The sequence below is a fragment of the Pseudomonas sp. WS 5410 genome (genome assembly GCF_012985645.1).
GTDB lineage: Bacteria > Pseudomonadota > Gammaproteobacteria > Pseudomonadales > Pseudomonadaceae > Aquipseudomonas > Aquipseudomonas shahriarae.
In genome coordinates, this window is record NZ_JAAQWS010000016.1 from 134,254 (window position 1) to 155,911 (window position 21,658).

19 protein-coding genes are annotated in these 21,658 nt (G+C 61.8%); 12 read left to right on the top strand and 7 right to left on the bottom strand.

Annotated features, from left to right (window positions below):
• Positions 1 to 56 precede the first annotated feature (56 nt).
• On the top strand, positions 57 to 1,916 hold the full coding sequence (locus HBO24_RS22060) for a DUF3857 domain-containing transglutaminase family protein (protein ID WP_170060315.1): 1,860 nt from the start codon (positions 57 to 59) through the stop codon (positions 1,914 to 1,916).
• Positions 1,917 to 2,073: 157 nt separating this feature from the next.
• Here HBO24_RS22060 and HBO24_RS22065 read toward each other — a convergent pair whose 3' ends face one another.
• Positions 2,074 to 2,961: a LysR family transcriptional regulator gene (locus HBO24_RS22065; RefSeq protein ID WP_057439441.1), complete on the bottom strand. Its 888-nt coding sequence runs from the start codon at positions 2,959 to 2,961 to the stop codon at positions 2,074 to 2,076.
• Between the two features lie 130 nt (positions 2,962 to 3,091).
• Between HBO24_RS22065 and HBO24_RS22070 the strand changes: the two genes are divergently transcribed.
• From HBO24_RS22070 to HBO24_RS22090, 5 genes are all read left to right on the top strand, one after another.
• Positions 3,092 to 4,738, top strand: a complete 1,647-nt coding sequence (locus HBO24_RS22070; RefSeq protein WP_169961327.1) for a GMC family oxidoreductase N-terminal domain-containing protein — start codon at positions 3,092 to 3,094, stop codon at positions 4,736 to 4,738.
• 100 nt (positions 4,739 to 4,838) lie between these two features.
• Positions 4,839 to 6,464: an MFS transporter gene (locus HBO24_RS22075; protein ID WP_169961326.1), complete on the top strand. Its 1,626-nt coding sequence runs from the start codon at positions 4,839 to 4,841 to the stop codon at positions 6,462 to 6,464.
• A gap of 229 nt (positions 6,465 to 6,693) precedes the next feature.
• A complete protein-coding gene (locus HBO24_RS22080) occupies positions 6,694 to 8,643 on the top strand; it encodes a DNA topoisomerase III (protein ID WP_057439444.1) in 1,950 nt (649 codons plus the stop codon).
• Positions 8,644 to 8,767: 124 nt separating this feature from the next.
• A complete protein-coding gene (locus HBO24_RS22085) occupies positions 8,768 to 9,208 on the top strand; it encodes a CBS domain-containing protein (protein WP_057439480.1) in 441 nt (146 codons plus the stop codon).
• 529 nt (positions 9,209 to 9,737) lie between these two features.
• A complete protein-coding gene (locus HBO24_RS22090) occupies positions 9,738 to 10,067 on the top strand; it encodes a hypothetical protein (RefSeq protein WP_029296579.1) in 330 nt (109 codons plus the stop codon).
• A gap of 120 nt (positions 10,068 to 10,187) precedes the next feature.
• On the opposite strand, the gene HBO24_RS22095 is transcribed toward HBO24_RS22090, so the two are convergent.
• Positions 10,188 to 11,090: a LysR family transcriptional regulator gene (locus HBO24_RS22095; RefSeq protein ID WP_057439445.1), complete on the bottom strand. Its 903-nt coding sequence runs from the start codon at positions 11,088 to 11,090 to the stop codon at positions 10,188 to 10,190.
• Between the two features lie 132 nt (positions 11,091 to 11,222).
• Here HBO24_RS22095 and HBO24_RS22100 point away from each other — a divergent pair, with 132 nt between their 5' ends.
• From HBO24_RS22100 to HBO24_RS22110, 3 genes are read left to right on the top strand one after another with little or no spacing between them, the layout of a single operon-like run.
• Positions 11,223 to 11,921 (top strand): CoA transferase subunit A, encoded by a 699-nt coding sequence (locus HBO24_RS22100; RefSeq protein WP_010211319.1) that lies wholly within the window; start codon positions 11,223 to 11,225, stop codon positions 11,919 to 11,921.
• A 34-nt stretch (positions 11,922 to 11,955) separates the two neighbouring features.
• Positions 11,956 to 12,615 (top strand): CoA transferase subunit B, encoded by a 660-nt coding sequence (locus tag HBO24_RS22105; protein WP_057439446.1) that lies wholly within the window; start codon positions 11,956 to 11,958, stop codon positions 12,613 to 12,615.
• An 11-nt stretch (positions 12,616 to 12,626) separates the two neighbouring features.
• The gene (locus HBO24_RS22110) at positions 12,627 to 13,808 is read left to right on the top strand and encodes an acetyl-CoA C-acetyltransferase (protein WP_170060316.1); all 1,182 of its coding nucleotides are present in this window, start codon (positions 12,627 to 12,629) and stop codon (positions 13,806 to 13,808) included.
• 180 nt (positions 13,809 to 13,988) lie between these two features.
• Here the strand turns inward: HBO24_RS22110 and HBO24_RS22115 are convergent, their stop codons facing one another.
• Positions 13,989 to 14,405 carry a PaaI family thioesterase gene (locus HBO24_RS22115; protein ID WP_170060317.1) on the bottom strand — a complete coding sequence of 139 codons (417 nt, stop codon included), beginning with the start codon at positions 14,403 to 14,405 and terminating at the stop codon, positions 13,989 to 13,991.
• A gap of 169 nt (positions 14,406 to 14,574) precedes the next feature.
• On the opposite strand from HBO24_RS22115, the gene HBO24_RS22120 reads away from it, so the two are divergent.
• Positions 14,575 to 15,354, top strand: coding sequence for a DUF4349 domain-containing protein (locus tag HBO24_RS22120; protein WP_057439448.1), 780 nt, complete (start codon positions 14,575 to 14,577; stop codon positions 15,352 to 15,354).
• A 2-nt stretch (positions 15,355 to 15,356) separates the two neighbouring features.
• On the opposite strand, the gene HBO24_RS22125 is transcribed toward HBO24_RS22120, so the two are convergent.
• The 4 genes from HBO24_RS22125 to HBO24_RS22140 all read right to left on the bottom strand — a co-directional run bounded on the left by HBO24_RS22125 (position 15,357) and on the right by HBO24_RS22140 (position 19,299).
• Positions 15,357 to 16,442 carry a DUF1615 domain-containing protein gene (locus tag HBO24_RS22125; protein ID WP_170060318.1) on the bottom strand — a complete coding sequence of 362 codons (1,086 nt, stop codon included), beginning with the start codon at positions 16,440 to 16,442 and terminating at the stop codon, positions 15,357 to 15,359.
• Positions 16,443 to 16,567: 125 nt separating this feature from the next.
• Positions 16,568 to 17,542 carry a porphobilinogen synthase gene (hemB, locus tag HBO24_RS22130; RefSeq protein WP_057959111.1) on the bottom strand — a complete coding sequence of 325 codons (975 nt, stop codon included), beginning with the start codon at positions 17,540 to 17,542 and terminating at the stop codon, positions 16,568 to 16,570.
• 212 nt (positions 17,543 to 17,754) lie between these two features.
• Complete coding sequence (locus HBO24_RS22135; protein ID WP_170060319.1) at positions 17,755 to 18,597, bottom strand: PhzF family phenazine biosynthesis protein; 843 nt, start codon at positions 18,595 to 18,597, stop codon at positions 17,755 to 17,757.
• A 3-nt stretch (positions 18,598 to 18,600) separates the two neighbouring features.
• Positions 18,601 to 19,299 (bottom strand): glutathione S-transferase N-terminal domain-containing protein, encoded by a 699-nt coding sequence (locus HBO24_RS22140; RefSeq protein WP_057439451.1) that lies wholly within the window; start codon positions 19,297 to 19,299, stop codon positions 18,601 to 18,603.
• Between the two features lie 255 nt (positions 19,300 to 19,554).
• Here HBO24_RS22140 and HBO24_RS22145 point away from each other — a divergent pair, with 255 nt between their 5' ends.
• A complete protein-coding gene (locus tag HBO24_RS22145; protein WP_057439452.1) occupies positions 19,555 to 20,256 on the top strand; it encodes a hypothetical protein in 702 nt (233 codons plus the stop codon).
• A gap of 52 nt (positions 20,257 to 20,308) precedes the next feature.
• Positions 20,309 to 21,364, top strand: coding sequence for a permease (locus tag HBO24_RS22150; protein ID WP_170060320.1), 1,056 nt, complete (start codon positions 20,309 to 20,311; stop codon positions 21,362 to 21,364).
• The last annotated feature ends 294 nt before the right edge of the window (positions 21,365 to 21,658 follow it).

The following is a 21,658-nucleotide window of genomic DNA, read 5'->3' on the forward strand; positions in this document are numbered from 1 at the left end:
GCCGCCTTCTTGGTACCCGCCAGGGTATCTGTGTCAATGTTCCACCTGAGGCGCCCATGCACCGTTTCTCGTTTTACTGCCCTTTGATTTGCGCCAGTCTGGGGCTTGTTTCGCACACTGCTCATGCCGCGTTGCAACCCATGGCCGAAGCTGCACTCGCCAACGAATCCGAGCTGCACTGCCACTTCAACCGTGATGCCAGCACCGATTGCACCACCACCTACCGCTACACCATTCTCAAGCCCAGCGGCCGGGAAATTTTGTCGCGAATCGACTTCAACTATGCCGAAGGCGATAGTTTTGAAGTGCTGCACGCCGAATCCACCCAGCCCGGCGGCAAGCCACAGCTGCTCGGCGAAGCACAGATCGACACGCGCACTGCGCCCAACCCTGACCAGGGGTTTTCCAGGCTGAAGCAAACGTCCCTGGCCTTCCCCAACCTGCGGGTCGGCACGCAGATCCGCTACACCGTGCGCGAACATCACCCCGCCAAGCCGCTGATGACCGAATTCCACTACGCCCTGCAGTTCGGCCCCAGCAATGCGCGGCGCGACCGGCTCAAGGCGCGCTTCACCGCAGAACGGCCGATCGAGTGGCGCGCCGAGTTGATGGACGGCTTCACCATTACCCCCTCGGTCAATCGCAAGACCCTGGATATCGAGCAAAAGACGCCGACCTATCTCAACTACATCAACGAGTCGGGCCACGCCTATATCCGCCTGATCCCAAGGATCGAAGTGGGCAGCAGCCTCGATGTGCAAAAACATTTCGGCGGTTTTGCCCAGCGCTACAACCAGATCCTCGCGGCCAAGCTGCCGGCTGACAGTGCCGCCGCCGTAGCTGCGGTGAAGGGCTTGGACCCGGCGCAGCAAGTGGCCGGCCTGATGCAGCACATCAACGACCATTACCGTTATCTGGGTGACTGGCGTGCCACCGATCGCGGCTATGTGCCGTTTAACCTGGAGGAGATCGAACAGCACGGTTATGGCGACTGCAAGGACCTGTCCATCCTCCTCACCGCCATGCTCAAGGCCAGCGGGATCAAGGCCGAGACTGCCTGGGTCAGCCGTGGGGATGTGGTGGATTCGCTGCTGGTGCCGGGCACCGGTGCGCCCAACCATGCCATCGTGCGCGCCGAAGTAGCCGGCCAGGTGTGGTGGCTGGACCCGACCAACCCGGTGTTCGCTCCAGGCCAGACCCTGCCCGATATCCAGGACCGCTGGGTACTGGTCAACGATGCCCAGGGCCGGGTGCGTGAGGAACATATCCCCCTGGCACGCCCTGACACCAGCATCCGCCTGGACAAGCAGGTGCATTACGACAAACAGGGCAACGGCACGACACGCGCCAGCGTCACCTTCAGCCGCCTGCCCCTGATGCAACTGAGCATGGCTGATCGCGAACAGGGGGCTACCGCCACCGACCAGAACATCTGCGACAACTTTGGCCGCGAGATCAGCGATTGCCAGGTCACCCGCCAGCCCACCGGGTTCGTGCAGCCCGACAGCTACACGGTCAAGGCCAGCATGACCGACCTGGGCGCCCTGGAAAAACTCGACGAAGGCTACGTCTACACCGACCAGTCGCTCAAAGAGAAATGGGACGGCCTGCTCAACTACCGCCGCAACGGGCAACGGGGCGACCTGTACATGGGCAACCCGGACACCGTCGACTACACCTTTACCTTGACCGGCGGGCAGATGGACAAGCCTGTTCAAGGCTGCAAGATCAACTCGCCGTGGTATGACCTGGAACTCGATGGCGAACAGCTCAAGGATGGCTTGCGCTACCACTACCGGTTGACCCAGAAAGTGCGCTGGTTGATCCATGATGAAATCGTCAGCGCGCCGTTTGAAAAGATGATCAACGATGCTCGTGCGTGTGGTGAACAGGTACACCAGACAGTAAAACTCTAAGCCCACACACAGTCCCATGTGGGAGCTGTCTCGCCCTGCGAGGCTGCGATGGCGGCAGGTCAGTCAACATCAATGCTGGCAGTACCGCCGCCATCGCAGCCTCGCTAGGGCTCGACAGCTCCCACATTTGATCTCTGTAGATCCCCCTTGCCCTTCGCTACGCGCCCAACAGCAGCCCCTGCTCCTTGGCACACAACTCCACCACGTAATCCCACAACACCCGCAACCGCACCGACTTGTGCAATTCGCGGCGGGAGCTGATCCAGTAACTGCGCTGGATGCCCTCTTCCGGCAATAGCGGCACCAGGTCCGGGTCCCCGGCGGCGACAAAACACGGCAACACGGCAATCCCCAACCCCGAGCGCGCCGCCTGGTGCTGGGCGATGACGCTGGTGCTGTGGAATACCACCCGGGGGTTGCGGCAAAAGCTGCTGAGGAGTTTCAGTTCCTGGCTGAACAGCAGGTCGTCGACGTAGTCGATCCACGCGTGGGCGGCCAGGTCTTCGCGTTTCTCGATGGCTGGCGAACGCGCCAGGTAGCTGCGGCTGGCATAGAGGGCCAGGCGGTAGTCGGTGAGTTTGCGCGTGACCAGTTGATCGACGCTGGGGCGCTCCAGGTGGATGCTGATCTCCGCCTCGCGGTTGAGGATGCTGACAAAACGCGGCACCGCCACCAGTTCCACTTCCAGCCCCGGATAACGCTCGAACAGGCCGCCCATGCGGCTGGCAAGGAACATCACCCCCAAGCCTTCGGCGACCCCCAGGCGAATCTTGCCCAGGGGCGCGGCGGAATGGGTCAGCTCTTCTTCGGCGAGCAGTGCAACGTTCTCCATGGCTTCGGCATGCTTGAGCAGTGCCTCGCCCGACGGCGTCAGTTCGTACCCCTGGGCATGCTGCACAAACAGCGCGGTGCCGAGGCTTTTCTCGATGGCCTCGATATGCCGGGCCACAGTGGCATGCGTGGTTTTCAGGCGCTGGGCGGCGGTGAGCAGGCGCCCGCTGCGCTGCAACTCAAGAAAATACCGCAGGTCATTCCAGTCGAACATGTCACCCTCCCTCTCGGCCATGAGCGCAGCGCTGTTTAAAAACGCACAGCAGCTGGGTAAAAACTAACATTTTTAAGACGAAAACTAACAACTAGGATGGAGCCAATAAGAAAAACAAGCGAGACCCCAGATGACTATTGCACCTGCGCAATACGATTACGTGGTAGTAGGCGCCGGCCCTGCGGGCTGCCTGCTGGCCAATCGACTGTCCGCCAACCCTGCCCATCGTGTGCTGCTGCTTGAAGCGGGCGGGCGCGACAACTATCCCTGGATTCATATCCCCGTCGGCTACCTGTTCTGCATCGGCAACCCGCGCACCGACTGGTGCTTCAAGACCGAAACCCAACCCGGCCTGCAAGGTCGTGCCCTGAGCTATCCACGGGGCAAGGTGCTGGGCGGCTGCTCGTCGATCAACGGCATGATCTACATGCGCGGCCAGGCCAACGACTACGATGGCTGGGCCGCCGAAGGCAACCCCGGCTGGGCCTGGGACGATGTATTACCGCTGTTCAAGCAAAGCGAAAACCATTTTGCCGGCGCCTCGCCCCTGCATGGCGACAGCGGCGAGTGGCGCGTGGAGCAGCAGCGCCTGCACTGGCCGATCCTCGACGCCTTCCGCGAAGCCGCCAAGCAAAGTGGCATCGCCAGCATCGACGACTTCAACCAGGGCGATAACGAAGGGTGTGGCTACTTCCAGGTCAACCAGAAAGGCGGCGTACGCTGGAATGCGGCCAAGGCGTTTCTCAAGCCCATCCGCCAGCGCGCCAACCTCACGGTGCTCACCGGCGTGGAAGTCGACCGTGTACTCCTGGAAAACGGCCGTGCCAGTGCGGTGGTGGGCCGCCAGCTAGGGCAAGTAGTGACCTGGAAAGCCCATAAGGAAATCATCCTGTGCGCCGGGGCGGTGGGTTCGCCCGGCATCCTGCAGCGCTCCGGGATAGGGCCTTCGAGCATCCTCAAGCCCTTGGGCATCGAGGTCCTGCACGAACTGCCAGGGGTCGGTGGCAATCTGCAGGACCACCTGCAACTGCGGCTGATCTACAAACTGGAAAACGCCCGCACCCTGAACCAGATCGCCGGCTCCGTGTGGGGCAAGATGGGCATGGGCCTGCAATACCTGTATGACCGCAGCGGCCCGCTGTCCATGGCGCCCAGCCAGCTCGGCGCCTTCGCCCGCTCGGGGCCGGAGCAGACTTCGGCCAACCTCGAATACCACGTGCAACCACTGTCGCTGGAACGCTTTGGCGAACCGCTGCACGCGTTCCCGGCATTTACTGCGTCGGTTTGCGACTTGCGCCCGCAGAGTCGCGGACGCATTGATATCCGCTCGGCCGATCCCGCGACGCCGCCATTGATCCAGCCCAACTACCTGAGCCATCCCGAAGACTTGCGCGTGGCCGCCGATGCCATCCGCCTGACCCGGCGCATTGTCGGCGCCCAGGCCCTGCGCCCCTTCAACCCGGTGGAATACCTGCCCGGTGAGGCCTTGCAAAGCGATGAACAATTGCAAGAGGCGGCGGCGCGGATCGGCACCACGATTTTTCACCCGGTCGGCACCTGCCGCATGGGCCCGGATAAAGACGCGGTGGTCGATGCCCAGTTGCGCGTGCACGGCGTGCCCGGCCTGCGCATCGCCGATGCCTCGATCATGCCGCGCATCACCTCCGGCAATACCTGCTCACCCACCCTGATGATCGCGGAAAAAGCCGCGCAACTGATTCTGTCCCCTCAAACAAGGAACCTCACCCCCGAAAGAGAACAGACAACACCGGCATGACCTGAAGGCGCGAGTTTGCTCGCACCTACAGGACAAGAGCGGCGCTGAAGTTGGCGCCGACAGTGGAACAACAATAAATAATCACTGTGAGGGCTACCCCATGTCAGAACGTGCTCAACCCCTGGACGCCTTGCCTGGCGCCACTGTCAGCAGCAAGGAGTCGCAAAAGGTCATCTTCGCCTCGTCCCTGGGGACGGTGTTCGAGTGGTATGACTTTTTCCTCTATGGCGCCCTCGCGGCGGTGATCAGCAAGCAATTTTTTGCCGGGGTCAACGACACCACGGCCTTTATCTTCGCCCTGATGGCCTTTGCCGCCGGCTTTGTGGTGCGGCCGTTCGGCGCGCTGGTGTTCGGCCGCCTGGGGGACATGATCGGACGCAAGTACACCTTCCTCGCCACCATCGTCCTGATGGGCGTGGCGACCTTCTGTGTGGGCCTGTTGCCCACCTACGCCAGCATTGGTATAGCCGCGCCGATCATCCTGGTAGTGCTGCGCATGCTCCAGGGCCTGGCCCTGGGCGGTGAATACGGCGGCGCCGCGACCTATGTCGCCGAGCACGCCCCCGCCGGCAAACGCGGCTTCCACACCAGCTGGATTCAATCCACCGCGACCCTCGGCCTGTTGCTGTCGTTGCTGGTGGTGCTGGCTTGCCGTTATTTCACGGGCGATCAGTTTGAAGTCTGGGGCTGGCGCCTGCCGTTCCTGCTGTCCATCGTGCTGCTGGGGATTTCCACCTGGATCCGCTTGAGCCTGCACGAATCCCCCGCGTTCCTGAAAATGAAAGAGGAAGGCAAGGCCAGCAAAGCCCCGATCCGCGAGTCGTTCGGTAACTGGCAAAACCTCAAGGTGGTGTTGATTGCGCTGTTCAGTATCAACGCCGGCCAGGCCGTGACCTTCTACGCTGCGCAATTCTATGTACTGTTCTTCCTGACCCAGTTCCTAAAGATGGACCCGGCCCTGGCCAATATGCTGCTGATCATCAGCGTGGTGATTGGCGCGCCGTTCTTTATCTTCTTCGGCTGGCTCTCGGACAAATGGGGGCGCAAGCCAGTACTGATGGTTGGCCTGCTGCTGGCCACCGCGCTGTACTTCCCGATCTTCAAAGGCCTGGCCCACTACACCAACCCGGCGATGGACCAGGCTAGCCGCCAGGCCCCGATCACCGTGCTGGCAGACCCGGCCACCTGCACCTTCCAGTTCGACCCGGTGGGCAAGGCGCGGTTTGACAGCCCATGCGACAAGGTCAAGACCTTCCTGGTCAAACAGGGCCTGCCCTACAGCAGCGAAGCCGCACCTGCCGGCAGCGCGGTGCAAGTCAGCATCGGCGATGTGCGCATCGACGGCTACGACGAAGACGCCCTGCGCGGCGCCGTGACCCTGGCCGGCTACCCGAAATCGGCAGACGTGGCCCAGGTCAACAAAACCATGGTGGTGGTGCTGATCGTCGCACTGATCCTGATCGCCGCAATGTGCTACGGCCCACTCGCCGCACTGATGGTGGAACTGTTCCCGACGCGGATCCGCTACACCTCCATGTCCCTGCCCTACCACATCGGTAACGGCTGGTTTGGCGGTTTCCTGCCAACCGTGTCGTTTGCCTTGGTGGTGTACACCGGCGATATCTTCTACGGGCTGTGGTACCCGGTGGTGATTACCGGGGTGAGCCTGATCGTCGGGCTGCTGTGCCTGAAGGAAACCAAGAACGTGGATCTGGATAAAAACTAATCTCCCGCAAACCCTGTAAATCCCTTGTGGGAGCGGGCTTGCCCGCGATAGCGGTGGGTCAGTCAATGAATGTACTGACTGGCCCCCCCCCTATCGCGGGCAAGCCCGCTCCCACATTGGTTTCCCGCCGCCCACACAAATTGCTGTATATCCATCCAGATAAAGGTTGCTCAATTGCCTTCTTTTGCCCATCCTTCGCCCATTCAACTGTGTAACGAATGGGCTGAGCATGCGGCTGTTCCTCTGTGAAAAACCCTCCCAGGCCAAGGATATCGCGGCCGTGCTCGGCGCCCGGCGCCGGGGCGACGGTTGCTGGCTGGGCACGGACGTCACCGTCACCTGGTGCATCGGCCACCTGTTGGAAACCGCCCCGCCCGATGCCTACGACGCCAAGTACAAGCGCTGGGTGCTGGCCGACCTGCCCATCGTCCCGGAAAAATGGAAGATGACGGTCAAGCCCAAGACCGCCAGCCAGTACAAGGCGGTCAAGCGCCTGCTGGGGGAAGCCCGAGAACTGGTGATCGCCACCGATGCCGACCGCGAGGGGGAGATGATCGCCCGCGAACTGGTGGAGCATTGCCGCTATCGCGGGCCGATCCAGCGCCTGTGGCTGTCGGCGCTCGACGATGCCTCGATCCGCAAGGCCCTGGCATCGTTGAAGCCTGGCGCAGACACCTTCAGCCTCTACCATTCGGCCCTGGGCCGCTCCCGCGCCGACTGGCTGATCGGCATGAACATGAGCCGCCTGTTTACCCTGCTCGGCCGTCAGTCCGGCTATCAAGGTGTATTGCCCGTTGGGCGGGTGCAAACCCCGACCCTGCGCCTGGTGGTGGACCGCGACCGCAGCATTGCCGACTTCGTCCCGGTGGCTTACTGGGCCATTGATGTTGAGTTGCTGCACCAGCAGATGCGTTTTATCGCGCAATGGCGCGCCGCCGACGATATCTGTGACGACCAGGGCCGTTGCCTCAACCCGGAGCGGGCACAACACGCGGCGACGGCGATGAGCAACGCGGCCAGCGCACGCCTGGTGAAGCTGCGCACCGAACGCATGCGCGAAGTGGCGCCCCTGCCCTTTGACCTGGGCACCCTGCAGGAAATCTGCTCGAAGAAACTCGGGCTCGGCGCCCAGGAAACCCTGGATATCGCCCAATCCCTCTACGAAACCCATAAGGTCATCACCTACCCGCGCAGCGACTGCGGTTACCTGCCCGTGAGCCAGCATGGCGACGCGGCGACGATTCTCGCGGCACTGGGCCGTGCCGACCCGGCGGTGAGCGCGTTGATGCCACACCTCGATGCGCAGCGCCGCTCCCGCGCCTGGAACGACGCCAAGGTCAGCGCCCACCACGGCATTATTCCTACCGGCGCCGGCAAAGATCTTGCGCAGTTGACCGGCAAACACCGCGCCGTCTACACCTTGGTCCGCGCCCGTTACCTGGCGCAGTTCCTGCCCAATCACGAATACGACCGCACCCAGGCGGACTTCGACTGTGCCGGCGAAGCCTTGCGCGCCGTAGGTAAAGTGGTGGTGGAGCCCGGCTGGAAGCGTGCGTTGCCCGAAGCGCTGGCCCCGAGCAAAGGTCGTGAGGCGCCGGCGCCGCAGCCTTTGCCGGCGCTGGTGCAAGGCCAGGATTACGCTGTGGCCAAGGTCAACCTCAAGGACCTGTGGACCCAGCCGCCCAAGCCCTTTACCGAAGGCGACCTGATCAAGGCGATGAAAAACGTCGCCAAACTGGTGCAAGACCCGCTGCTCAAACAAAAGCTCAAGGACACCACCGGCATCGGTACCGAGGCGACTCGGGCCGGGATCATCCAGGGCCTGCTGGACCGTGGTTACCTGATAAAAAACGGCAAGGCGCTGTCTGCCACACCGGCGGCCTTCAGCCTGATTGACGCGGTACCCAGGGCGATTGCCGATCCCGGCACCACCGCCATCTGGGAGCAGGCCCTGGACATGGTGCAGAGCGGTGAGATGAGCCTGGAAGAGTTTGTCGCCAAACAGGCCGCCTGGATGAGCAAGCAAGTGGCCCGCTGCAATGGTATGCAAATGACCATCAGCGGCCAGGCCAGCCCGGCAGGTCGTGGTGCCACCCCCTGGAAAAACAAACGCAAGCCGGCCAAGCGCAAGACCGCCGCCAGCCCGAAACGGGCGGTAAAACCGGCAAACAAGGGCTGAAATTGCAAAAAAAGTCAGGTAATGACGCTTTTCAAGCGGATATACGCCGCTTTGGCTCTTGCCCTGGCGCCAGCGGTCGAGGATTCTGTAGGCACTGCCTAATAACAAAACCGGGGTGGACACCATGAAGACCGTCGCACAACTGCTCAAGTCCAAGGACCAGAAGAATCAGGAAGTCCATACCATCCAGTGGAATCACACCGTGTTTGAAGCGTTGGTGGTGATGGCAGCGAAGAACGTCGGCGCCTTGCCGGTGGTCAAGGACGGCAAGGTCGTCGGCATCATCAGTGAGCGCGACTACGCGCGCAAACTGATTCTCCATGGACTGTCCTCGACGACCACCCAGGTCCACCAGGTGATGAGTTCCCCGGCAATCACCGTGGACACCCACAAAAGCGTCGAAGATTGCATGGGCATCATGACTGATGGCCACCTGCGCCACCTGCCAGTGGTGGAAGACGGAGAACTGCTGGGCCTGCTGTCCATCGGCGACCTGGTCAAGGAAGCCATCGCCGAGCAGGCGGCACTGATCCAGCAACTGGAACAGTACATCCGCGGCGAATAGCATTCCCCTAAGCACCACAAATCCAATGTGGGAGCTGGCTTGCCAGCTCCCACAGCAGCGCAACCCCTCGACTCCCCGGCACAAAAAGTGACGCCCAAGTCACCTTTCCCCAGCCCCCCCCTCTCTTCTGCAGAAAATATGTAGTGAGCAAAAATAATCACTACATAACCGTTGACGTAACCATTTTGAGCTTGCATGATTCAAGCGTCTCCCGGATCGGGAGCGTTGGTAACAAGCGTTTTGAACAAGCTCGTCTGACCGCCGAGCTGTTTTTCCGGATGTGCACTGCCCACAAGGCAGATTGATGAAGCTGACCGGCCCGAAAGGATCGGTACAAGAAGCTCAAATGCTGCTTGTCTTCGTTATGAAACCATTGCGTAGCAGTTCATCAGAAACACTACATGCATCAGGTTCAAGACCCTGCCCGTATTTGGCAGACCGTTTCTGACGCCCGGTTTTCATAGCCGGAGACAACTAACGTGAATTAACGAATCAACTGAAGATCGCCAACTGGTCAAGGGGCTTACACATGAATCTGAACAACCAACCAACTATTGATGAATTGGCTGAGATGTTCGCAGCGCAGAAAGACACACTCGACGACCATATCCTGTGGATTGGCAAATCGGGCGAAGTGCAAATTGACTGCCTGGCGCCCCATACCGAAGAAGCCGAGTTCGACCGCAATAACCGTGAACTGGCGGCGCGCCTGAAGATGTACCGCCGCGGCCAGGGTTATGTTGGTAAAAAAGCAGCTGCCGATCGCAACTTTATCGAGCAGGTCTTCGATACACTTAACAATGCCTGGGAGTCGTTCAAGGACAACTCGCAAGTTAAAGTGATTGACCGCTACTACTAAGAATAACTAGACCTTTGTGGGAGCTGGTTTGCCTGGGATAACCGTTTAACGATCAACATAATTGTTGAGTGTTAAATAGCTATCGCTGGCAAGCCAGCTCCCACATTTGTTTGAGTCGACTTAAATCCCCGGGAATCGCCCCTTCCCCGCTTCGTCGCGGAAGATATCAAACAGTGCCTGCGCCGCCGCCGACAGCTCATGCCCAGGTTTGGTCAGCACCCCAATCGGCCGCTCGATCACCGGGTCACACAAGGTGATGCAACGGGCCCCCGCCTCTTCCATCTGCTGTGCGCACAATGCAGGCACGGCGCTGACGCCCAGGCCGCTGGCAACCATCTTGCCCACGGTTGCCAATTGATGGCTTTCCAACGCCACCGGCAGTTTCATCTGTAACGCGCCGAGGTGCTCCTCAAGCATCACCCGGACCGTGGAAGGCCGCTGCAAGGTAATGAACGGTTGCGCCAGCAGGGTTTTCCAGTCGATCGCGGTCATGTCCGCCAGCGGCGAGTCGCCGGGCACCACTGCGACAAAGCGGTCCAGATACAGCGGGGTGAAGGCCAGCGACGACCCCGGTGAAGGCTCAAACGCCACACCCAGTTCCACCTGGCGATCACGGACCATTTCCAGGACCTGCTCATTGATCAAATCGTGCACCGTGACATTGACTTGGGGAAACCGCGCACGGAACACCTTCAGGATCGGCGGCAGCAGGTTGCCGGCAAACGACGGCATCGCCGCCACCGTCACGCGCCCGCGCTGCAGGGTAAAACGCTGGCGCAGTTCATCCTCGGCATTGTCCCAGTCGGCAATCAACCGGCGAGCCAGGGGCAACAGGGATTCGCCTTCAGGGGTCAGCGCGACGTTGCGCGTATTGCGGCTGAACAGCCGCCCGCCCAGGCCCTCCTCCAGGCCCTTGATGGTCAGGCTCAGGGCCGACTGGGACAAATGCAGGCGCTCACAGGCGGCGGCAAAACTCAGGCTCTGGGCCACGGCAAGAAAGGCCCGCATCTGTTTAACTGTCATGACGCTGCTCCTACGGCTTGGCGATTGTGCTGTTTTTTAAATCAATCAACCTTAAAAAACAACTTAACAAATCAATCTGTCAGCGCAACACTCGAGTCACTGGCTGGACCACAAACAATAAAAGAGGTGCATATGGCAGGTTTCGATAAACGCGTGGCGTCCTATGAAGAAGCGCTGGCAGGCCTGGAAGACGGCATGACCGTACTCTCCGGCGGCTTTGGCCTGTGCGGCATCCCGGAAAACCTCATCGCCGAAATCAAGCGCAAAGGCACCCGCGACCTCACGGTGGTCTCCAACAACTGCGGCGTCGATGGCTTCGGCCTGGGTGTATTGCTCGAAGAAAAACAGATCAGCAAGGTCATCGCCTCCTATGTCGGTGAAAACGCCCTGTTCGAGAAGCAACTGCTCAGCGGTGAAATCGAAGTCGTGCTGACGCCCCAGGGCACCCTGGCCGAAAAAATGCGTGCAGGCGGCGCGGGCATTCCGGCGTTCTTTACCGCTACCGGTGTTGGCACGCCCGTCGCCGAAGGCAAGGAAACCCGCGAGTTCAATGGTCGCCCGTACCTGATGGAAGAATCCATCACCGGCGACTTCGCCATCGTCAAAGGCTGGAAAGCCGACCATTTCGGCAACGTCATCTACCGCCACACCGCCCAGAACTTCAACCCGCTGGCCGCCACCGCCGGCAAGATCACCGTGGTCGAAGTCGAGGAAATCGTCGAACCGGGCGAGCTGGACCCGGCGCAGATCCACACCCCTGGCATCTACGTCGACCGGATCATCTGCGGCACCTTCGAGAAGCGCATCGAACAGCGCACCGTCCGCAAATAATCTGCCCAGCCCGAACAATAAGAGGAACAGCACCATGGCTCTTACCCGCGAACAAATGGCTCAACGCGTCGCCCGCGAAATGCAGGACGGCTTCTACGTCAACCTCGGCATCGGCATCCCGACCCTGGTGGCCAACTACATTCCCGAAGGCATGGAAGTGATGCTGCAATCGGAAAACGGCCTGCTGGGCATGGGACCGTTTCCTACCGAAGACACCATTGATGCCGACATGATCAACGCCGGCAAGCAGACCGTCACCGCGCGTATCGGCGCCTCGATCTTCTCCTCGGCCGAGTCCTTCGCAATGATTCGCGGCGGCCACGTAGACCTCACGGTACTCGGCGCCTTTGAAGTGGACGTACACGGCAACATCGCCTCGTGGATGATCCCCGGCAAGCTGGTCAAGGGCATGGGCGGTGCCATGGACCTGGTGGCCGGCGCAGAAAACATCATCGTGATCATGACCCACGCCTCCAAGGACGGTGAGTCCAAGCTGCTCAGCCAGTGCAGCCTGCCGCTGACCGGTGCCCACTGCATCAAGCGCGTGCTGACGGACCTGGCGTACCTGGAAATCGAAAATGGCGCTTTTGTCCTCAAGGAACGCGCACCTGGCGTCAGCGTTGAAGAGATTGTGAGCAAGACCGCCGGTAAACTGATCGTCCCGGACCACGTTCCAGAAATGCACTTCCAGTGAGGACAGATTCCATGCAAGACGTCGTGATTGTTGCTGCCACCCGCACCGCCGTGGGCAGCTTTCAAGGAGCCCTGGCCGGCATCCCGGCACCGGAACTGGGCGCCGCCGTGATCCGCCGCCTGCTGGAGCAGACCGGCCTGGACCCTGCGCAAGTGGACGAAGTGATCCTCGGCCAGGTCCTGACCGCAGGTTCGGGCCAGAACCCGGCACGCCAGGCGTCGATCCTTGCCGGCCTGCCACACGCAGTGCCCAGCCTGACCTTGAACAAGGTCTGCGGCTCGGGCCTCAAGGCCCTGCACCTGGGCGCACAGGCCATCCGTTGCGGTGACGCCGAGGTGATTATCGCCGGCGGCATGGAGAACATGAGCCTGGCCCCGTACGTGCTGCCCGCCGCCCGCACCGGCCTGCGCATGGGGCACGCGAAGATGGTCGACAGCATGATCACCGACGGCCTGTGGGACGCGTTCAACGACTACCACATGGGCATCACCGCCGAGAACCTGGTGGACAAGTACGGCATCAGCCGTGAAGCCCAGGACGCCTTCGCCGCTGCCTCCCAGCAAAAAGCGGCCGCGGCGATTGAAGCCGGGCGCTTTGCCGATGAAATCACCCCGATCCTGATTCCCCAGCGCAAGGGCGACCCGATTGCCTTTGCGGTGGACGAGCAGCCCCGCGCCGGCACTACCGCCGAATCCCTGGGCAAACTCAAACCGGCCTTCAAGAAAGACGGCAGCGTCACCGCCGGCAACGCGTCGAGCCTCAACGACGGCGCCGCCGCCGTGTTGCTGATGAGTGCCGATAAAGCCAAGGCCCTCGGCCTGCCGGTGCTGGCGCGTATCGCCAGCTACGCGAATGCGGGTGTCGATCCGGCGATCATGGGCATTGGCCCGGTGTCCGCGACCCTTCGTTGCCTGGACAAGGCCGGCTGGCAGTTGGCCGACCTGGACCTGATCGAAGCCAACGAAGCCTTCGCCGCACAGGCGCTGGCAGTGGGCAAGGAACTGGATTGGGACGCGGCCAAGGTCAACGTCAATGGCGGCGCGATTGCCATTGGCCACCCGATTGGCGCCTCAGGCTGCCGTGTGCTGGTGACCCTGCTGCATGAAATGCTCAAGCGCGACGCCAAGAAAGGCCTGGCGACCTTGTGCATCGGCGGCGGCCAGGGCGTGGCACTGGCCCTTGAGCGCGACTGATTCAACGAGCAACATGAAAGAGGCCCGGCTCCACGAAAAGCCGGGCCTTTTTTTGCCTATTTGATTTGCGAACCCCCTCCAATGTAGGAGCTGGCTTGCCTGCGATAGCGGAGGGGCAGTCACCGGCAGCATTGACTGATGCACCGCTATAGCAGGCAAGCCAGCTCCCACATTAGACTTCTAGCGTCCATTGGATTGCGGCACGGAAAATACCGCGGTGGCCCGCACCACCACCTTTTCCCCCACCTGCAAGCTGACCGTGGCAAACGCCATCTGCCGTCCGCGCTTGTGGTGCTCCAGTTGCACCTCGATCCACTCCCCCACCTGCACCGCCCCCAGATAATCGAGGGTCATGCTCGCGGTAATCAACGGCAACGGCGGGTCGCTGGAAAATGCCATGGCGTACCCCATGCCGACATCCGCCAGGGTCGCCAGCACGCCACCATGTACTGTGCCGCGCCCGTTGGCATGGCGGTTGTCGGCGCGCAGGCCCAGTTGCAGGTGCAGGCCCTCGCCACGGCAATACACCGGCCCCAGCAAATCCAGGAGCGGGCTGCTGCGGGGCAAGGGAATAAAGCCTTCTGGGACGTGAGTCATGGTGGATATTCCTTGTGACCGGGCCCGAGGTTTAACCTGCTCCGGTGGATGCAACCAGCATGATCAACCGGGTAAATCTGTGACGATAAGCCTGCACCCGCTTTGCGTTCGCCGGGCAAACCGGCTTTAATCGCCGCGCACTTTATCCCGCACACTTGAAGGAACCGTAATGCGCCACCTGGAAGGCAGATCTACTGCATTGATGTTATTGGCCGCCCTGCTGCTCGGCGGCTGTTCGCCCAAGGAGTATTCCGAGTCGACGCCGATCAATGGCGAACAGGGCCGGGCCGGCGCGCTGCTGGCCTATGAACACGAGTTGAGCCTGGCGATGCCGCTGGCCCTGCTCGCGCCGCGCATGCAGGCCACCCGCCAAGCCTGCGAGTCGGCACAGTTCGGCGCCTGCAACATCCTGCGTATCGAAGAGAACAGCGACGGCGGCACGATCGTGTTGCGCATCGCCCCCAGCGGGGTCGAACCCTTGGTGAAGATGGTGGCCGAGGGTGGGCAACTGGGCCAGCGCATCACCAGCGCCGAAGACCTGGCCGACGCGGTGGCCGATGTGCGCCGTCGCCAGGAACGTTTGCAGGCCCAGCAAAAACGCCTGGATGAACTGGCGGCGCGCAAGGACATCACCGTGGGCGACCTGATCACCCTGACCAAGGAACAGGCCTCCATCGAAAACGAGCTGCAGGAACTGGCGCAGATCGCCGCCGGCCAGCAACGGCGCCTGGACACCAACCGCGTGACCTTGAACTTCAGTCCATCCGACGGCGAGCATCAGCAATCACGTTTTGCGCGGATGTTCGGCAACCTCGGCGACAACCTGGTCGACGGCACCGCCGATGCCCTGGAACGCTCCAGCTACGTGCTGCCGTTCGTGATCCTCGCCTTCCCGGTGTTGTGGCTGTGGGTCTGGTTGTGGCGCAAGCTGGTCAAGCGCCGCCCCTGACCTCAGCGCTTCATGCAGCGCTGGTAACGCTCATCCACGCGCTTGGCGAACCAGGCCGTGGTGAGGTTACGGGTGATCTTCGGGCTCTTGAGCACAATCCCCGGCAGGATCGCCCGTGGCAGCGGCTTGCCTTCGGCTTTCTCGGCCAGGGCAAACACTCGCTGGTACAGGGTGGTCTGTTCAAAATCCAGGCGATCACCCTGCTCCAACTGGCTGCGAATGCTCGGGTTGCGCATGTCCAGCTTCTTGCCCAGTGAGCGCACCGCCAACTCCGTGGTGCCGGGCATGATCGAGCCATAGCGGATCAAATCGCCATCCAGCGCCAGGCGGGTCCCGGAAGCACGGCTGACCGCGGCCTGAAACGCGGCATTGCGGCTGGCGTACCAACCGGCGTTGAAGTCGGCAAAGCGGTACAGCGGCTTCTCGTAGCTCACCGGGTAACCCAGCAAATGGGCAATGCCGAAGTACATGCCGCCACGCCGGGTGAACACTTCGCGGCGAATGCTCCCGTCTACGGTGTAGGGATAATTGCGCGCCTGCTGCTCTGCGAAGGCAATGCTCACCTGCATCGGGCCTGCGGTATGCACTGGGTTGAAACTGCCAAACAAGGTGCGGCCCAACGGCACTGTGCCGATAAAGTCGTCAAAGATCCCACTCAGGTCCTTCTCGGTACGCGCAGCGCTCAGACGGTCGGCGTAGGACTTACCCGTAGGCGAGCGCAGTTGCAACGCGGTGCGCACCAGCACGGCCGGCACATGCACCTTGGCTGCACGCTTGAGGATTTCATCCTGGGCGATCTTGCCCATGTTCGGCACCGGCGGGTCGACCTGATAGGTGGACTCTTGCTCGGTGACCGCCAGCACCGCACAGATATTTTCGGTGCTGGGGTAGATCTTCTGGCTGTCGAGCGCCGTGTAGATATCCTGGGCCCAACCGGCACGATCCGGAACCCTGGCCGGCATCAGTCGCACAATCTGCGCCTTGACCTCGGCCTCACTGCGTTCGGGGAGTTGCTGGCTGCGTTGGGTCGAACAGCCGGCCAGCACCAATAAGGCGGCCAGGCCGAGAGTCAGCCGGGATGAAAGCATGCGGGGGGTGTCCTGTGAGTCGCTGAAAGTGCCCACTATCTCACAAACCCACGCCCACCCCCTGCAGGAGCGGGCTTGCCCGCGATGGCGCCCTCAAGCCGGCTCCCACAGTACATGCGCTGGGATCAGATACCGGCGAGCGCCAGGTCCATCGCAAAGTAGGTAAAGATCAGGTCCGCACCGGCGCGCTTGATCGAACCCAGGGTTTCGCGCACCACCCGCGCTTCGTCGATGGCGCCGGCCTGGGCGCCGAACTTGATCATCGCGTATTCGCCACTGACCTGGTACGCCGCCACCGGTAAACGCGAGGCTTCGCGGATGTCGCGGATGATGTCCAGGTAAGCACCGGCCGGCTTGACCATCAGCGAGTCGGCCCCTTCCTGCTCATCGAGCAAGGATTCACGCACGGCTTCGCGGCGGTTCATCGGGTTCATCTGGTAGCTTTTGCGGTCGCCCTTCAGCGCGCTGCCACCCGCCTCGCGGAACGGGCCATACAGGGCCGAAGCGAATTTAGTCGAGTACGCCATGATCGGGATATGGCTGAACCCGGCCGCATCCAGCGCCCGGCGAATGGCCTGGACCTGGCCGTCCATCGCGGCCGACGGCGCGATCACATCGGCACCGGCACGGGCTGCCGCCACCGCTTGCTTGCCTAGGTTGGCCAGGGTGCGGTCGTTGTCCACTTCATTGCCGTGCATCACGCCGCAATGGCCGTGGTCGGTGTATTCGCAGAAGCAGGTGTCGGACATCACGATCATTTCCGGCACCGCGTCCTTGCAGATCGCCGACATGCGCGACACCAGCCCGCGCTCGTTCCAGGTATCGCTGCCGCTGGCGTCCAGGTGATGGGACACGCCGAACGTCATCACCGACTTGATCCCGGCACGGGCAAAGCGCTCGATTTCACTGGCCAGTTTCGATTCGGGGATGCGCATCACGCCGGGCATGCTGGTGATCGGCACGAAGTCATCGATTTCTTCTTCGACGAAAATCGGCAATACCAGATCATTGAGGGTGAACTCGGTTTCCTGGAACAGGCTGCGCAGCTCAGGGGAACGGCGCAGGCGGCGGGAACGGGCTTCGGGGAACTGACTGGACATGGGGTTTCCTACAAAAAAGGCCAGGGCACGTGGCAAGGCCGCTAGCTTAAGGGCGAAAGCTTATGCCCGGATTGACCGAGAGCACAAATACGGCGGCCATAACGGTGTTTTGCCATTCACGTAACAATGCGGTCTAGGCTAAACAAGCAGGAGCAGCAACGAGTGACCTGTAGAGACCGAGCAGCCCCCTTCCCCACAGGTGCGTTACTGCGTTACAGGCTCAGGCGCCCTTCGATACACAGCGAGACGGCGCCGCCGATCCAGATCTCATCGCCCTGCTGCTGCACGCGAATACGCCCGGCGCGGCCGATGGCCGTGCCCTGGCTGACCACGTATTCGCTGGGGGCCAGGCCCGCGCCGAGCAGCCATTGTGCGACAGCCGCGTTAAGGCTGCCGGTGGCCGGGTCTTCGGGGGCGCCGTCACCGGCAATAAACGCGCGCACTTCAAACTGCGCATCCACCTCGTCGCGCGTCGGGTCGCACGGAGCAACCACGCCCACCGCCAGCCCGAGCAGTTTTGAATAGTCCGGCTGCAACTCCAGCACCGTCTGCCGGTCCGTCAACATCAGCGCCAGCCAACCGGCGCCGTTATCGACCCACTGGCTGCGCACAATCGCTTCGGGCTCAAGGTTGAGCGCCAGGCGCACACGCTCCAGCAACTCGGCATCCAACGGCCCTGAACGCAGCAAGGGTGGCGCGATAAACGCCAGCTCCTCGCCCTGGCGACGGATGCGCACCAGGCCGATCTCGCATTCCTGGATGATCTCGTCGCCCCGGGGCACACCACCGGCCTGCAGCCACGCCCGGCAACTGCCCAGGGTTGGGTGGCCGGCGAACGGCAGCTCCTGCACGGTGGTGAAAATCCGCACCCGGTAATCCGCACGCGGGTCGCGCGGTTGCAGCAGGAACGTGGTTTCGCTGAGGTTGGTCCACTTGGCGAAGTCAGCCATCTGCTGGTCACTGAGGCTATCGGCGCCCAGCACCACGGCCAGCGGGTTGCCCTTGAGCGCCACGCTGCTGAACACGTCCAGTTGCTTGAAATCAAAAGTCGGCATGGGTCAGCTCGGAATGTTCAGGCCACGGATCACCGCCGGCCGGGCGACAAAGCCATCCAGCGCGCGCAGTACATTGGGGAAGTCGGTGATGCCCACCAGATCGCCCGATTCATAGAAGCCAATCAGGTTGCGGATCCAGGGAAAGGTGGCGATATCGGCGATGCTGTACTCATCCCCCATGATCCAGCTGCGGCCCAGCAGGCGTTTTTCCAGCACCTCCAGCAGGCGTCGGGCTTCAGCGGCATAGCGGTCGCGGGGGCGCTTGTCTTCGTAGGCCTTGCCGGCGAACTTATTGAAGAAACCGACCTGGCCGAACATCGGCCCGATCCCGGCCATCTGGAACATCAACCATTGCAGGGTTTCGTAGCGCGCGGCGGGTGCCTGGGGCAGTAGTTGCGCGGTTTTCTCTGCCAGGTAAATCAGGATCGCCCCCGACTCGAACAACGCCAGCGGCTCACCGCCGGGACCGTTGGGGTCGATGATCGCCGGGATCTTGTTGTTGGGGTTCAGGGACAGAAACTCGGGCGAGAGTTGGTCCTGGGTATCGAAGCTGACCTTATGCGCCTCATAGGCCAGGCCCACCTCTTCGAGCATGATCGAGACTTTGACCCCATTGGGCGTCGGCAACGAGTACAGCTGCAGGCGTTCAGGATGCTCGGCTGGCCATTTGGTAATAATCGGAAACGCTGCAGCTGAAATCATCGATATACCTCAAGGTGAGAAAAACCCATGATAGCCATCCGGCGGCGCGCCTGCATCGGTCTTCAATTCGCAACATGCGCTGGTTAATCTCTTGCACCAAGCGAACCAAAACGCCCTGGCGCACTCTTAGAAGCGCTTGAACGGTTGAATGGAGGCATACCGCCATAACTGTCACGGAAAACCGCACGTTGCTTGGAGCATCGCTGTGGCTGGGCCTTCCAGCCTTGATCCGACGCACCGAAGACTCGACCACTAGTGAAAATCAAGCCTTTGTGCCTTGGCAAACGTTTCAAAAAATATGCTTATTTCCTGGTGCCAACGGTGTTCGTCGGCGGTGCCTTGATGCTGGCTTTCGAAGCCCGCGAAAGCAGCGCCGAGCCGAAGAACGGCGTGCAAACCCTGGTGTTCCTGCGTCATGGTGAAAAGCCTGTGGGCGGCCTGGGCCAACTCAATTGCCAGGGCCTCAACCGCGCAATGAACCTGGCCACGGTATTGCCGGAAAAATTCGGCGCTGCCGACTTTGTGTTCGCGGCCAACCCGACGCGCAATGTCGAGGAAGGCGAGTTCGACAATTCCTACAGCTACATTCGGCCATTGATGACCATCAGCCCCAGCGCGATCAAACTCGGGCTGCCGGTGAACATCGAGTTTTCGGCCAACGATACCAGCGACCTGGCTGACGAATTGATGGAGGACAAGTACCACAACTCCACCATCTACACGGCCTGGTCCCATGGCTACCTGCCGGAATTGATCAACAAGGTGGCCAGTGAAGCGGTCGGTGAGAAGTACACCATCACCGAAGACTGGTCCGGCGGCGATTTCGACACCCTGTACGTGTTGACCCTGACCTGGCAGAACGGTAAGGCCAGCCTGCTCAGCCGCAACTACAAGCAAGGCCTGGATAACGGCTTGCAAACTTGCCCGGATGCAACGCACGTAGCCGCCGACACCTGACACCGGGACCGCGTATGATGCGTCGCTATCGACTTATCTGCGGATCTTGACCATGTCTAACCTCACCTCTGTCAGCCCTGCTCGCGGCTGGTCCTTCTGGTGGAAACCGGCGCTGTTCCTGTTGGTGGCCTGCGTCGGCCTGTATTACGTGAAGTGGTCGCCCTACTACTTCAAGGCCTTTGTCGCGGCCGACAGCCACAGCATCGGCAACTCGATTCTCAATGACCAGCAGGGCTCGCCATTGGCGGCCGCCCTGGCCTATGCCCAGGTGTATTTCCTGGCGATCTGGAAAGCCGCCGTGCTGGCGGTGATTCTCGGTTCGTTATTGCAGGTGCTGATTCCACGGGACTGGCTGTTGCGCCTGTTCGGCCGTGCCGGGCTGGGCTCCACGGTGCGTGGCGGGCTGTTCGCCTTGCCGGGCATGATGTGCAGTTGCTGCGCCGCGCCGGTGGCCGCCGGCATGCGTCGTCAACAAGTGTCGGTGGGTGCAGCATTGGCGTTCTGGATGGCCAACCCGGTGCTCAACCCCGCGACCCTGGTGTTCATGGGGTTTGTGCTGGGCTGGGACTTTGCCGCCCTGCGCCTGGTGGCCGGTGTCGTGCTGGTGATCGGTGTCGCGCTGATCGCCCAACGCATCGCCCGCCCCGAGCAGGTGCCCCAGGTAGCACTGGAGGCCGTGGCCGACGTCAGCGGCACCGAGACCCAGCCGTTCCTCAGCCGCTGGCTGCGCACCTTGTGGCAGTTGTTCTGGAGCACCATCCCGATCTACATCCTGGCGGTGTTGCTACTGGGCGCAGCGCGGGTGTGGCTGTTCCCACACGTGGACGGGGCGATGGCCGACAGCCTGCTGTGGCTGGTGCCCCTGGCGATCGTCGGCACCCTGTTTGTGATCCCCACCGCCGCAGAAATCCCGATTGTGCAGACCATGATGGCCCTGGGGCTGGGCACCGGGCCAGCGGTGGCACTGCTGATGACCCTGCCGAGCGTGAGCCTGCCGTCGCTGTTGATGCTGCGCAAGGATTTCGATACGCGGGTGCTGGTGACGGTGGCCGGGCTGACCATGCTGATGGGTGTGGTGTGTGGGTTGGTGGCGGTGGTCGTCCTTTAGGAAGGGTTGACTGTCAGGGCCTCATCGCAGCATAGGTATCTACACAACTCTTTTATCTAGTGCTTGTTGGGTTTGTGTACATATCCGTTGCTGCGGTCACGGCGGCTATTGGTTCCGCCCTTACGGCGGCTCACTTTCGAAGAGCGCGAAAGTAAGCAAAGCGCTTTTGCCCCACCACTCGGTGCCTCGCCTAGGCTCGGCATGCCCGCAGTCAGGCATTGCTCCGTGGGCCCGCCGCGATCGGCCATCCATGGCCGTGTCGCGGCTACCCCGGCATCCATGCCGGGGTGCCCA